The sequence below is a fragment of the Janthinobacterium sp. SUN118 genome (assembly GCF_030397695.1).
In the GTDB taxonomy this organism is placed as follows: Bacteria; Pseudomonadota; Gammaproteobacteria; order Burkholderiales; family Burkholderiaceae_D; genus Janthinobacterium.
Window position 1 is genome coordinate 153,433 of the sequence record NZ_JAPUBV010000004.1, and the last position, 12,588, is coordinate 166,020.

13 protein-coding genes are annotated in these 12,588 nt (G+C 66.9%); 7 read left to right on the forward strand and 6 right to left on the reverse strand.

Features of this window, described 5'->3' with window-relative positions; genetic code table 11:
• Window positions 1-43 precede the first annotated feature (43 nt).
• Window positions 44-754 (forward strand): HAD-IA family hydrolase, encoded by a 711-nt coding sequence (locus O0880_RS22505; RefSeq protein ID WP_289888867.1) that lies wholly within the window; start codon window positions 44-46, stop codon window positions 752-754.
• Here the strand turns inward: O0880_RS22505 and O0880_RS22510 are convergent.
• The 5 genes from O0880_RS22510 to ssuE all read right to left on the reverse strand — a co-directional run bounded on the left by O0880_RS22510 (window position 711) and on the right by ssuE (window position 5,195).
• The gene (locus O0880_RS22510) at window positions 711-1,541 is read right to left on the reverse strand and encodes an ATP-binding cassette domain-containing protein (protein WP_289888868.1); all 831 of its coding nucleotides are present in this window, start codon (window positions 1,539-1,541) and stop codon (window positions 711-713) included. The two genes, O0880_RS22505 and O0880_RS22510, sit on opposite strands and share 44 nt — an antisense overlap.
• Before the next feature lie 17 nt (window positions 1,542-1,558).
• On the reverse strand, window positions 1,559-2,350 hold the full coding sequence (gene ssuC / locus O0880_RS22515; protein WP_289888869.1) for an aliphatic sulfonate ABC transporter permease SsuC: 792 nt from the start codon (window positions 2,348-2,350) through the stop codon (window positions 1,559-1,561).
• 1 nt (window position 2,351) lies between these two features.
• Window positions 2,352-3,512: an FMNH2-dependent alkanesulfonate monooxygenase gene (gene ssuD / locus O0880_RS22520; protein WP_071324279.1), complete on the reverse strand. Its 1,161-nt coding sequence runs from the start codon at window positions 3,510-3,512 to the stop codon at window positions 2,352-2,354.
• 33 nt (window positions 3,513-3,545) lie between these two features.
• On the reverse strand, window positions 3,546-4,475 hold the full coding sequence (locus O0880_RS22525; RefSeq protein WP_289889131.1) for a sulfonate ABC transporter substrate-binding protein: 930 nt from the start codon (window positions 4,473-4,475) through the stop codon (window positions 3,546-3,548).
• 99 nt (window positions 4,476-4,574) lie between these two features.
• Window positions 4,575-5,195, reverse strand: a complete 621-nt coding sequence (gene ssuE, locus O0880_RS22530; RefSeq protein ID WP_289888871.1) for an NADPH-dependent FMN reductase — start codon at window positions 5,193-5,195, stop codon at window positions 4,575-4,577.
• Window positions 5,196-5,457: 262 nt separating this feature from the next.
• On the opposite strand from ssuE, the gene O0880_RS22535 reads away from it, so the two are divergent.
• The 6 genes from O0880_RS22535 to O0880_RS22560 all read left to right on the forward strand — a co-directional run bounded on the left by O0880_RS22535 (window position 5,458) and on the right by O0880_RS22560 (window position 11,350).
• Entirely contained in the window at window positions 5,458-6,672 is a 1,215-nt protein-coding gene (locus tag O0880_RS22535) for an acyl-CoA dehydrogenase family protein (protein WP_289888872.1), read from the forward strand.
• A gap of 21 nt (window positions 6,673-6,693) precedes the next feature.
• Window positions 6,694-7,521: a MetQ/NlpA family ABC transporter substrate-binding protein gene (locus O0880_RS22540; RefSeq protein ID WP_289888873.1), complete on the forward strand. Its 828-nt coding sequence runs from the start codon at window positions 6,694-6,696 to the stop codon at window positions 7,519-7,521.
• Between the two features lie 3 nt (window positions 7,522-7,524).
• A complete protein-coding gene (locus O0880_RS22545; RefSeq protein ID WP_289888874.1) occupies window positions 7,525-8,916 on the forward strand; it encodes an LLM class flavin-dependent oxidoreductase in 1,392 nt (463 codons plus the stop codon).
• A gap of 129 nt (window positions 8,917-9,045) precedes the next feature.
• A complete protein-coding gene (locus tag O0880_RS22550) occupies window positions 9,046-9,795 on the forward strand; it encodes a hypothetical protein (protein ID WP_289888875.1) in 750 nt (249 codons plus the stop codon).
• Between the two features lie 65 nt (window positions 9,796-9,860).
• Window positions 9,861-10,787, forward strand: a complete 927-nt coding sequence (bla, locus tag O0880_RS22555; RefSeq protein WP_289888877.1) for a subclass B3 metallo-beta-lactamase — start codon at window positions 9,861-9,863, stop codon at window positions 10,785-10,787.
• Between the two features lie 83 nt (window positions 10,788-10,870).
• On the forward strand, window positions 10,871-11,350 hold the full coding sequence (locus O0880_RS22560; protein ID WP_289888878.1) for an META domain-containing protein: 480 nt from the start codon (window positions 10,871-10,873) through the stop codon (window positions 11,348-11,350).
• Between the two features lie 123 nt (window positions 11,351-11,473).
• Here the strand turns inward: O0880_RS22560 and epsC are convergent, their stop codons facing one another.
• Window positions 11,474-12,427 (reverse strand): serine O-acetyltransferase EpsC, encoded by a 954-nt coding sequence (epsC, locus tag O0880_RS22565; protein ID WP_289888880.1) that lies wholly within the window; start codon window positions 12,425-12,427, stop codon window positions 11,474-11,476.
• Window positions 12,428-12,588 lie beyond the last annotated feature (161 nt).

A 12,588-nucleotide genomic window follows, 5' to 3' on the forward strand; every position in this document is an offset into this window, starting at 1 on the left:
CTGCCGTTACAATGGCTTCCAGCCCATCTTTTGGAAGGAAGCCATGTCCGCCCTGCCCTCGCCGTCGTCTCCATCACTGCCATCGGCCGCCGGCCGCTACCGGGCTTTTCTGTTCGACATGGACGGCACCGTCATCAATTCCATCGCCGCCGCCGAACGCATCTGGGGCACGTGGGCGCAGCGCCAGGGACTCGACGTGGCGGCCTTCCTGCCCACCATCCATGGCGCGCGCTCGGTCGACACCATTTCCAGGCTGCGCCTGCCCGGCATCGACGCGCAGCGCGAGTCGCAGGGCATCACGGATGCGGAAATCATCGATGTGGACGGGATTATTGAAGTGGCGGGCGCCGGGCGTTTTTTGCAGTCGCTGCCGCCGGCGCAATGGGCCATCGTCACCTCGGCGCCCAGGGCGCTGGCCACGGCGCGGCTGAAGGCGGCCGGCATGCCGATACCGGCCATCATGGTGACGGCCGAAGACGTCAAGGCGGGCAAGCCGAAACCCGATTGCTACCTGCTGGCGGCTGAAAAGCTGGGCGTGGCGCCCTCTGACTGCCTGGTGTTCGAAGATGCCTCGGTCGGCATCGAGGCGGGCGAAGCGGCTGGCGCGAAAGTCGTCGTCGTCACCGCCACGCATGCGCACCCGCTGGCCACGCGCCACCCGGCCATCGCCAGCTACGAGGGCATCGTGGCGACGGTCGATGCCGACGGTTTCATCGTGCTGGCGGAGTCGGTTGCAGCACCTGCGACAAGATAGCCTGCTCCAGCGCGGCGAAGGCCGCATGGCCGCGCTGGCGCGGGCGCGGCAAGTCCACCTGCACATCCAGCGTGATCTGCCCCTCCTCGATCAGCAGCACGCGGTCGGCCAGGGCCACCGCTTCGGCCACGTCGTGCGTCACCAGCACGGCCGTAAAGCCGCGCGCCAGCCACAGCGACTCGATCAGCTGCTGCATCTCGATGCGCGTGAGGGCGTCGAGCGCGCCAAGCGGCTCGTCGAGCAGCAGCAATTGCGGCTCGTGCACGAGGGCGCGCGCCAGCGCCACCCGCTGCTTCTGCCCGCCCGACAGGGCCGCCGGCCAGTCGTCCGCGCGCTCGGCCAGGCCCACCGTCCATAGCGAGGCGGCCGCCGCGCCGATGGAACGGGGCAAGCCCAGGGCCACGTTGTCGAGCACCGTCTTCCACGGCAGCAGCCGCGATTCCTGGAACATGATGCGGATATCGGGGGCGCCGACGCCGCTGCCGATGTCGACCGTCCCTTCATCGATGCTTTCCAGGCCCGCGATCGAACGCAGCAAGGTGCTCTTGCCGCAGCCGCTGCGCCCCACGATGGCGACAAACTCGCCCGCTTCCAGCTGCAGGTCGACGTTTTTCAGCACGGGACGGCTGATATAGGACTTGCTCAGCTTTGTCAACGCCAACGGCACGCCGCGGCGCTGCAGGGGCGCGGACGGCGCGGTTTTCGCCTGCGGCGGCGCGCCGGCGGGGTCGTACTGCACGAAATGGGACAGGAAATCCGTTTCGATCTGGATGGGGGCGAGCAGCATGGTGTCCTCTTCAATCATTATCGGTAGGCGGGGTTCCAGCGCAGGCAGTGGCGTTCCAGCCGGCGCGAAAACAGGTCGGCCAGTTTGCCCAGCAAGGCATACAGCAAAATCCCCACCAGCACCACGTCCGTCTGCAGGAATTCGCGCGCATTCATGGTCATGTAGCCGATGCCGGCCTGCGCCGAGATGGTTTCGGCGACGATCAGCAGCACCCACACGAGACCCAGAGAAAAGCGCACGCCGACCAGGATGGACGGCATGGCGGCCGGCAGGATCACGTCGCGGTACAGGGGCCAGCCGGACAGGCCGTAGCTTTTCGCCATTTCGATCAGGCCCTGGTCGGCCGAGCGGATGCCGTGGAAGGTGTTCAGGTAGACGGGAAAGAACACGCCGACGGCCAGCAGGAACAATTTGGCCGTCTCGTCGATGCCGAACCACAGGATCACCAGCGGGATCAGGGCCAGGGCCGGGATGTTGCGCACCATTTGCAGGGTGGTGTCGAGCAGGGTTTCCGCATGGCGGAAGCTGCCCGTCAAGAGCCCGAGCAGCAAGCCCAGCCCCGCGCCGATGACGAAACCCAGCGTCGCCCGCCACAAGCTCGTTTTCAGGTGCAGCCACAGCTCGCCCGACGCGGCCAGGCTCCAGAAGGCTTTCGCCACGGCCCACGGCTCGGGCAGGATGCGGCTCGACAGCCAGCCCCATTGCGACGCCAGCTGCCAGGCCAGCAGCAGCGCCACGGGCAGGGCCCACGGCGCCAAGCCATCGCGCCACGGCGTGCCGGGCGCGCGTTTGGCGATGCCGGCCGCCATCTCAAGCCGCCTTTTTCTGCGGCGCGGCCGGCACGATGTTGCTGGCCATGACTTCGCCGAAGGGGCCGCTCAAGGATTGCTCGCCCACGGCCTTGCCCTTGCCCAGCAGCGGGAATACCAGCTCGGCGAAGCGGTACGACTCTTCCAGGTGCGGATAGCCCGAGAAGATGAAGGTGTCGATGCCCAGGTCCGCGTACTCCTGCATGCGCGCCACCACGGTCGGGCCGTCGCCGACGAGGGCCGTGCCGGCGCCGCCGCGCACCAGCCCCACGCCGGCCCACAGGTTGGGCGACACTTCGAGCTTGTCGCGCCGCCCGCCATGCAGGGCCGCCATGCGCTGCTGGCCCACGGAATCCATCTTGCCGAAGGCCGCCTGCGCCTTGGCGATGATGTCGTCGTCGAGATGGCTGATCAGTTCATCGGCCGCGCGCCAGGCCGCCTCGTTGGTGTCGCGCACGATCACGTGCAGGCGGATGCCGAAGCGCACCGTGCGGCCTTTTTTCGCGGCGCGCGCGCGGATGTCGGCGATCTTTTCCGCCACGGCGGCCGGCGGCTCGCCCCACGTCAGGTAGACGTCCATCTGCTCGGCCGCCAGTTCGTGTGCCGGCTCCGACGAGCCGCCGAAGTACAGGGGCGGATACGGTTTCTGCACGGGCGGATACAGGGTTTTCGCTCCCTTCACCTGGATATGCTTGCCCTCGAAGTCGTAGCCGGCCGCGCCGCCCTCGCCTGCCAGCGTGGCGCGCCACACCTTGATGAATTCATCGGAAATTTCATAGCGCTTGGCGTGGTCGGCAAACAGGCCGTCCGCTTCCAGTTCGCCCTGGTCCCCGCCCGTGACGACATTGATCAAGAGGCGCCCGTTCGACAGGCGGTCGAAGGTGGACGCCATGCGCACGGCCAGGCCGGGCGTGGACAGGCCGGGGCGGATGGCCACCAGGAATTTGAGCTTTTGCGTCACGCTGATCAGCGACGAAGCCACCACCCACGCGTCTTCGCAGGAGCGGCCCGTCGGCAGCAGCACGCCGTCGTAGCCCAGGGTATCGGCGGCGACGGCCACCTGGCGCAAGTAATCGGCATCGACGGGGCGCGCGCCCTGCGACGTGCCCAGGTAGCGGCTGTCGCCGTGGGTGGGGATAAACCAGAAGACATTCAATGACATGGTGCGCTTTCCTTTGCTTGTTTCTTTGCTTGTTTATTTGGTGCTGGTGGCCAGCTGGCGCGCCGGCAGCAGCGCGTCCTTGACGACGATGGGTTTCGGGATCAGCTTCAGGCTGGCAAAAGAGTCGGCCACCCGTTGCTGCGAAGCGATGACGTCGACCGACACGGGTTTCACGCCGTAGGCATAGCGCGAGGCGGCCAGCGCCACGACATCCTTGCTCAAGCCCGTCTGCGCCGACAGAATCGTCGCCACTTCGTCAGGGTTGTTGCGGCCCCAGTCATCGACCTTGGCCACTTCGTCGAGCACGATGCGCAGGATCTCGGGATTTTTTTCCGCATAGGTGCGCGACGCCAGGTAGAACTGGTAGTTCGCCACCAGCCCCTTGCCATCGGCCAGCACGCGGGCGCCCAGCTGCTTTTCGGCGGCCGCCAGGAACGGGTCCCAGATGGCCCAGGCATCCACGCTGCCGCGCTCGAAGGCGGCGCGCGCATCGGCCGGCGGCAGGAACACGGGCTGGATGTCGGCATACGCGACACCGGCCTTTTCCAGCGCTTTCAACAGCAGGTAATGCACGTTCGACCCCTTGTTCAGGGCGATCTTCTTGCCCTTCAAGTCGGCCAGCGTGCGCAGGCCAGAACCCTTGGGCACGACGATGGCTTCGCTGGCCGGCGACGCCGGCTCATTGCCGACGTACACCAGGTTGGCGCCGGCCGCCTGCGCAAAGATCGGCGGTGCTTCGCCGACCGTGCCGAAGTCGATGCTGCCCACGTTCAAGCCTTCCAGCAGCACGGGGCCGGCCGGGAATTCCGTCCATTTCACGTTCACGCCCTGCTCGGCCAGGCGTTTTTCCAGGGTGCCGCGCCCCTTCAACAACGTCAGGGTGCCGTATTTCTGGTAGCCAATACGCACCTGCACCTCCCCCCTGGCTTGGGCCTGCGCCGTCACCGGCATGCCGGCCGCCATCACGCCGGCAGCGGCGGCGAACAGCAGGCCCAGGGTGGTACGGCGCGAGAGGCGTTGTGCGTGGCGGTGTGTCATGGCGTTTCCTTGGTCGGTGAATAGTCAGGCGGCTTGAAACCGGGGAGCGTAAGGCTGGTCCTGCAGCGAACGGACGGGCGCCGCAATATCGGCTGGCGCGGAAGGACGCCGGCCCTGCAGCACGAACAGGCCGGCCGACAGTTCCTCGATGCCGGCCTGCACGCGCGCGGCGATCGGCGCATCCAGGCTCAGGCCCCGTTCTTCATGCCAGTCCAGCTGTTGCGAATTGGCGTAAATGCTGGTGAAGACCTGCTTGGCGCCCAGCGCATGGAGCACGGGACGCAACGCATAGTCGAGCGCCAGGGTGTGGGCGTGGCCGCCGCCCGTGGCCAGCGGCAGCACCAGCTTGCCGGCCAGGCCATCTTGCGGCAGCAGGTCGAGGAAGGCTTTCAGCAAGCCTGTATAGGAGGCCTTGTAGATGGGCGTGGCGATGACGATGGCATCGGCGTCGGCCACGGCGCGCACGGCGCGGGCGATCGTCACGTCGTCATAGTCGGCCAGCAGCAAGGCGCGCGCCGGCAAGTCGCGTACATGCAGCTTGGCGTAGCTGTGGCCCTGCAGCGCCAGCTGGTCGCCGATATGCAGCAGCAAGCGGCTGGAACTCGATGGTAGCTGGGGGCTACCGCCCAATAACAAGATGCTCATGTAATGCCCGTCCCTGTGCGTTGTCGAAAGTGCGAAAGTGGATCTGCCCGGATGCTTGCAGCCTATCGCCATCAGGACTCCGGCAAAACGAATGCTTTCGCGCTTCGATATGCGTTTTCCGACTATCCGCGCCTGACGCCCCGCAAGACATGCCGCAGGCGTCCGCACGGCTTTTTCCGCATATGCATGCGCGGTTTTCTTCGTGTACGGCGCGCGCCTGGCGGTGCAATATCGGCTGCATCGTCTTTCTGGAATTGTCCCCATGTCTAGCGCCTTCCTCCACGCCACCCGCCCCGCCTTCCCCACGCCGGAACCACTGCAGGACGCCATCGGCATCGCCACCTCGCTCGCTGCGCGCCTGGCCGAAACGGCGAATGCCCGCGACCAGGCCGGCGGCCATGCGGCGCAGGAGCGCGAATGGCTGCGCGATTCGGGCTTGCTGACGTTATCGGTCCCCGTGGAATTCGGCGGCCAGGGCGCGTCCTGGCCCCTCGTGTACCAGGTGATCCGCATCCTGGCGCGCGCCGACAGCGCGCTGGCGCACGTCTTCGGCTTCCACCATTTGCAGCTGGCCGGCCTGCAGCTGTACGGCAGCGCGCAGCAGCAGCGCCGCCTGCTCACGCTCACCGTCGACGAACGCCTGTTCTGGGGCAATGCCTTGAATCCCCTCGACAAGCGCGTCACCGCGCAGGACAGCGAAGACGGCTACCTCCTCGATGGCGTCAAGAGCTTTTCCTCCGGCTCGGTCGGTTCCGACTGGCTGACCGTCTCCGCCTGGCACGCGCCCACGCAGACGGCGCTGATCGCCGCCCTGCCCACGCGCCAGGACGGCGTGACCGTGCAGGCGGACTGGGACGCCTTCGGCCAGCGCCAGACGGACAGCGGCAACGTGCATTTCCAGGGCGTCGCCCTGCCACGGGAGCTGGTGCTGCAGGCGCCCGCGCAGGCGGCCACGCCGCAAGCCACCGTGCGCTCGCAGATCGCGCAGCTGATCATGGCCAATCTGTACCTGGGCATCGCCGAAGGCGCGTTCGAGGCGGCGCGCCGCTATACGGGCGAGCAGGCGAAGGCCTGGTTCGCCTCCGGCGTGGCGCAAGCCGCGGACGATCCCCTGGTGCAGCACCGCTACGGCCAGCTATGGCTGCTGCTGCGTCCCGCGCAGGTGCTGGCCGACGCGGCGGCGCAGGAGCTGGAAAGCGTATTTCGCAAGGGACCGCTGGTGACGGCGCGCGAACGGGGCTTGCTGGCCGTGGCCGTGGCCGAAGCCAAGTGCCTGGCGCACAAGGCGGGACTGGAGATCAGCAGCCAGATGTTCGAACTGACGGGCGCCCGCTCCACCTCGGCCCGGTATGGCTACGACCGCTACTGGCGCAACGTGCGCGTGCATACCCTGCACGACCCCATCGACTACAAGCTGCGCGACCTGGGACGCTTTGCCCTGAACGGCACCGTGCCCGAGCCGACGGCTTATTCCTGATTCACCCACCAAGGAGCCACCATGACCATCGCCCGCCGCAGCATCGTTCTCACCGCCCTGGCACTCGCCCTGTCCAGCGGTTTCGTCCACGCCAAGGATCCCAAGGACATCACCATCGGCACCAGCGCCGGGCCGTATGCGGACCAGATCAAGCTGGGCATCAAGCCTATCCTGGAAAAACAGGGCTACAAGGTCAAGCTGGTCGAATTCAACGACTACATCCAGCCCAATTTCGCGCTGGCCGAGGGCTCGCTGGACGCCAACGTCTTCCAGCACATCGTCTACCTGAAGAAATTCGCGCAAGAGCACAAGCTGGCCCTGACGGACCTGATCACGATACCCACGGCGCCGATCGCCATCTACAGCAAGAAGCACAAGACGCTCGACGACGTGAAGGAAGGCACGACGGTAGGCTTGCCGAACGACCCGACCAACCAGGCGCGCGCGCTGGTGCTGCTCGACCAATTGAAATGGATCAAGCTGCGCGACAATTTCGACCCCGTGCGCGCGTCGGAAAAGGATATCGCCGTCAACACGAAGAAAATCAAGCTGCTGCCGCTGGAAGCGGCGCAGCTGCCACGTTCGCTGGGCGACACCGATTACTCTTTCATCAACGGCAATTACGCGCTGGCGTCCGGGCTGAAACTGACGGACGCGCTGGTGGCCGAGAAAATCTCGCCCAACTACATCAACCTCGTGGCCGTGCGCACGGCCGACAAGGACAAGCAGTTCGCGAAAGACCTGGCAGCCGCCTACCGCTCGCGCGAATTCCTCGACATCACCAACAAGCACTTCGCCGGCTATTCGAAACCCGACTACCAGCAAGCCTTGCAGACGGCGGCGAAATAAGCCATGAGCAAGACGATACGCTTCAACGCCTTCCAGATGAATACCGTCGGCCACCAGTCGCCGGGACTGTGGACGCATGCGCGCGACCGCAGCCACCGCTACACCGATCCCGGGCACTGGACGGAACTGGCGCGGCTGCTGGAAGCGGGCCTGTTCGACGCGGTGTTCCTGGCCGACGTGCTGGGCGTGTATAACGTGTACCGGGGCAGCCTCGATGCGGCCCTGGAACACGGCGTGCAGGTGCCGCTGAACGACCCGCTGGCGCTCGTGCCCATCATGGCGCAAGCCACCACGCACCTGGGCTTCGGCGTCACCTGCGCCCTCACCTACGAACACCCGTACACGTTCGCGCGCCGCATCTCCACGCTCGATCACCTGACGGGCGGGCGCATCGGCTGGAATATCGTCACCGGCTACCTCGACAGCGCGGCGCGCAACCTGGGCTTGCAGCAGCAGCTGGGCCACGACGAGCGCTACGACCTGGCCGACGAATACCTCGACGTCGTCTACAAGCTGTGGGAAAAAAGCTGGGACGACGACGCCGTCGTCAACGACAAGGCGCGCGGCATCTATGCCGATCCGGCCCGCGTCCATCCGATCAACCATGCCGGGCGCCACTACCAGGTGCCCGGCATCCATTTGTGCGAACCGTCGCCGCAGCGCACGCCGCTGCTGTACCAGGCGGGCACCTCGCCGCGCGGCACGCGCTTTGCGGCGCGCCATGCGGAAGCGACCTTCGTCAGTGGCCCCAGCAAGACGGTGGTGAAACGCTACGCCGACGAGCTGCGCGCCGCCGTGCGCCTGGCCGGCCGCGACGGCGATGCGCTGCTGATCTACGCGCAGGCGCTGGTCATCACGGGCGCCACCGAAGCCGAGGCGCGCGCCAAGCACGCCGACTACCTGCGCCACGTGAACATCGAAGCGGCGCTGGTGCTGCTGTCCGGCTGGACGGGCGTCGATTTCAGCCGCTATCCGCTCGACGCCACCATCGAATACATCGACTCCGAGGCGGGCCGCTCGGCGCTGGCCTCGTTCAGCCAGGCCGACCCCGATCGCCGCTGGACGGTGCGCGAAGCAGCCGAATACATCGGCCTGGGAGGGCGCGGCCCCGTCATCGTCGGCGATGCGCGCCAGGTGGCCGACCAGCTGGAGGCCTGGACAGATGAAACGGGCATCGACGGCTTCAATCTCGCCTTCGCCGTGGCGCACGACAGCATGGCCGACGTGGTCGCCCACATCGTGCCCGAACTGCAGCGGCGCGGGCGCTACCGCACCAGCTACGACGACGGCACCTTGCGCCACAAGGTGTTTGGCCACGGCCCGCGCCTGCCGGCCGGCCACGCGGGGCGCCAGGTCAGCATCGCGCCGGACAACGCCACCCTGGCCGCCGCCTGAACGCCAGGTGGCGGGGCAGTGACAAGCCCTGCCATTCATGTTAGCTTGCCGTGTTAATAATACATGGGCAAGTGCGTGCATTCCTTTTCTTCTCCAGGCAAACCAGCGCCCCTCCTCGCCTGCGGCGTCATGGCCGCCAGCCTGCTGTGCGGTGGCCAGGCCGCCGCGCAAAACGACGAGCGGGCCGCGCCGGCCGACACCAGCCAGTCCGTCCACGTCAGCAGCATACGCGACCCGGAAATCAAATCCTACCGCGCGATGGCGGCCGGCCTCGATGCCTTTGACGACCACCATGCAATGGCGTCCAGGGCACGCGAAGTGCGCTTCCGGCTGATTCCCGGTCCCGGTATCGCGACCGATGCCCTGCGGGACGCAACCTTGCGCATCGTCGGCAACGAGACGGCGATCAGCGTGCCCCTGTCTGCCGATGGCAGCTTTGCGCTGCCCCGCAGCGCGCAAGCCGACAGCGACGACGCGGACCTGGTCACCAACCAGAAAAAAGACCGGTTCCGCTGGCAGGCCAGCGTGCGCAGCGACGGCGTACCGCCCGGCATGCGCCGTCTGGGCGACCTGCGCCTGCAATGCCAGGTAAGCAGCGCGATTGCCAGGAAAGAAATGCCGTTCTGGCTACGCACCCTTGTCGCCGCCAAGCTGCGCGGCACCGACTGGTGCGCCGCCGGCAAGCTCAAGATGGGCACGTACAGCGATCCGGCCATCGCCAGCGCCACCCTGCTCGATGGCGTGCGCCGCATCGCGCTGCCGGTGAACGATACGGGCACGTCCTTCCAGGCCCCCCTGGGCGACAGCCGCTATGCGGACGATACCCTGATCGAACTGGTGTACCTCGATGCCGCCGGTGCGCCGCCCGCATCCTTGTGACCATTTGCGTCGCGCCCTGTTCCGTGTCAGCATACGCCACCTTGGCAACACGGATAAGGACTGCAATGCCCCTCACATCTCCACGCGCGCTGGCCGGCCACGGCGCTCTCGCCCTGGCCCTGCTGCTTGCCAGCCAGGCCTCCGTGGCGCTGGCGCAGGTTCCCGCCACGGCGGCCACGCCCGGCTGCGAAGTCTGCGCCGCCTGGAACGCCGACCAGGCGCCGTTCCGCATCTTCGGCAATACCTATTATGTGGGCGTCAAGGGCCTCAGCTCCGTGCTCGTCACGTCGCCGCAAGGCCATGTGCTGATCGACGGCGGCTTGCCGGAATCGGCGCAAAAGATCATCGCCAACATCGCCGCGCTGGGCTTTCGCATCGAGGACGTCAAGCTGATACTCAATTCGCACGGCCATATCGACCATGCGGGGGGCCTGGCCGAGCTGCAGCGGCGCAGCAATGCGCTGGTGGCCGCCAGCCCGTCGGCGGCGCTGGACCTGGCATCGGGAGAAGTGGGACCGGACGACCCGCAATACCATGCGCTGCCCAAGTACCCGCCCGTGAAGGACATGCGCCTGGCGCGCGACGGCAGCCATTTCGACGTCGGCCCCGTCAACCTGACGGCGCACGCCACGCCGGGCCACACGCCCGGAGGCCTGAGCTGGACGTGGCAATCGTGCGACGGTCCGCGCTGCCTGAACATGGTGTACGCGGACAGCCTCAACGCCGTCTCGCGCCCCGGCTTCAAGTTCAGCGCCAGCAGCGAGTATCCGCAGGCGCTGGCCGACCTGCGCCACAGCTTCGAGACGCTGGAAAAGCTGCCGTGCGACGTGCTGATCTCGGCCCACCCGGAAGCGTCGCAATTGTGGCAGCGGCTGGAGGCCAGTGCGACGGCAGGCAGCGAAGCCTTCGTCGACCTGCAGGCCTGCCGCGCCTACGTGGCGGCCGCGCGCACCCTGCTCGAGGCGCGCCTGGAGCAGGAAAAACAGCAATGAGCTTGTCAACCGTGCACGCTGGCGCGGCGCCTATCTGCTAATCTGGCGCCATTCTGCTCCCCCTGATTTCATAAGGAATTGCCATGTTCAAGATCGCCACCCTGATTCCCCTGGCCGCCATCGTCGCCTTCACGGCCGGCTGCGCGCAAACCCCGGTACGCAGCGATGCCGCCGCCGCGGCGCCCGGCGCCACCTCGCCCGCCAAGCCGGCGCCGAAACTGACGGACACGCAGTGGAAGCTGAAGGAATTGAAGGGCAAGAAAATCGTGCGCAAGGCGCCCGAACAGCGCGACGTGACCCTGCTGCTGGCCGAAGGCCGCGCCGGTGGCCACAGCGGCTGCAACCAGATGATGGGCGGCTACACCAGCGATGGCGTCAGCACCCTGAGCTTTGGCCAGATGGCCGGCACCATGATGATGTGCCAGCCGCAGGACATGGAGCTCGAGCGCGAACTGCTGACCACCCTGGGCGAAGTCAATGGCTACCGCTATGCCGACCAGGAATTGCTGCTGCTGAAGGATGGCGTTCCCGTGGCGCGCTATGAAGCGCTGACGGTGAAGTAAAACCCGCACTCCCGCATGTGAAGAGTGCCCGAAAAACGTTCAGGGCAAGGCGCAGCGCCGCAGGCAGTACGCTAGTACGCCAAGGCGCTGCAACGCTGTCATGGACGTTTTCTCGGCCACTCTTCAGTCATTGCGCATCTGCGCCTGCGATACATTGCTCTCCGGCGGCACGCTCTGCGTCAGCCACACATTCCCCCCGATGGTCGACCCCGCGCCGATGGTGATGCGCCCCAGCACCGTCGCGCCCGCGTATATCACCACGTCGTCCTCGACGATGGGATGGCGCGGCGTGCCCTTGATCAGCGCACCGCTGGCATCTGCCGGGAAGCGCTTGGCGCCCAGGGTGACGGCCTGGTACAGGCGCACCCGCTGGCCGATGATGGCCGTCTCGCCGATCACCACGCCCGTGCCATGGTCGATGAAGAACGACGCGCCGATATGCGCGCCCGGGTGGATGTCGATGCCGGTCAGGGTATGCGCGATGTCGGCGATCAGGCGTGCGAGGAACGGTGCACCCAGCGCATGCAGGCGGTGCGCCAGGCGGTGGTACAGGATGGCGATGGTGCCCGGATAGCACAGCATGATCTCGGCCACCGAGGTGGCGGCCGGATCGCCCGCGTAGGCGGCCTGCACGTCCGACACCAGCAGCGCGCGGATGTCGGGCAGGCTGGCGGCGAACGCGCGCGTGATGTCGCGCGCCTGCTGCGCCAGCGCCGCGTCGTCGCTGGCGGCATCGTCCTCGTCGCCGGCGGGCACGGCGTGAGCCGGGGCAGAAAACAGCAGGCCGCGCCGCACCTGCTCGCTGAGGCGGTTCAGGGTGGTGTTCAGGGTATCGCCGACAAAGTAGTCGATGCTTTCATCGGTCAGGTTGGGTCGCCCGTAATGGGTGGGAAACAGGGCCGCCGACAAGCCGTTGACGATGGTGGTCAGGGCTTCGCGCGACGGCAGTTCGCGCACCCTGCCGTTATGGCGGATCTTGTGCTTTTCCTCGCGCGAGGTGCGCAGCGCCTGGATCACGGGACCCAGGTTCCACTGGACCGTGTCGTCGGCGGGTGCTGCGGGATAGATGCTGTGCATGGGGACTCACTTCCGGAAAAACGGCGCACAGGCCGGGTTGCCCCAGCTTAGCGGCCGGCGCCGGCGACACCAACGAAGAATTTCACGCTTGCATATGCGAAAAACGCATATGTCAGGCCAGCAAGGGCGTCGGCAAACCCGATTGCCTCCACTAGCGTAAA

Coding starts and splice junctions, on each gene's coding strand:
- O0880_RS22505 (WP_289888867.1), top strand. CDS start 44: ATGTCCGCCCTGCCCTCGCCGTCGTCTCCATCACTGCCATCGGCCGCC.
- O0880_RS22510 (WP_289888868.1), bottom strand. CDS start 1,541: ATGCTGCTCGCCCCCATCCAGATCGAAACGGATTTCCTGTCCCATTTC.
- ssuC (WP_289888869.1), bottom strand. CDS start 2,350: ATGGCGGCCGGCATCGCCAAACGCGCGCCCGGCACGCCGTGGCGCGAT.
- ssuD (WP_071324279.1), bottom strand. CDS start 3,512: ATGTCATTGAATGTCTTCTGGTTTATCCCCACCCACGGCGACAGCCGC.
- O0880_RS22525 (WP_289889131.1), bottom strand. CDS start 4,475: ATGGCGGCCGGCATGCCGGTGACGGCGCAGGCCCAAGCCAGGGGGGAG.
- ssuE (WP_289888871.1), bottom strand. CDS start 5,195: ATGAGCATCTTGTTATTGGGCGGTAGCCCCCAGCTACCATCGAGTTCC.
- O0880_RS22535 (WP_289888872.1), top strand. CDS start 5,458: ATGTCTAGCGCCTTCCTCCACGCCACCCGCCCCGCCTTCCCCACGCCG.
- O0880_RS22540 (WP_289888873.1), top strand. CDS start 6,694: ATGACCATCGCCCGCCGCAGCATCGTTCTCACCGCCCTGGCACTCGCC.
- O0880_RS22545 (WP_289888874.1), top strand. CDS start 7,525: ATGAGCAAGACGATACGCTTCAACGCCTTCCAGATGAATACCGTCGGC.
- O0880_RS22550 (WP_289888875.1), top strand. CDS start 9,046: ATGGCCGCCAGCCTGCTGTGCGGTGGCCAGGCCGCCGCGCAAAACGAC.
- bla (WP_289888877.1), top strand. CDS start 9,861: ATGCCCCTCACATCTCCACGCGCGCTGGCCGGCCACGGCGCTCTCGCC.
- O0880_RS22560 (WP_289888878.1), top strand. CDS start 10,871: ATGTTCAAGATCGCCACCCTGATTCCCCTGGCCGCCATCGTCGCCTTC.
- epsC (WP_289888880.1), bottom strand. CDS start 12,427: ATGCACAGCATCTATCCCGCAGCACCCGCCGACGACACGGTCCAGTGG.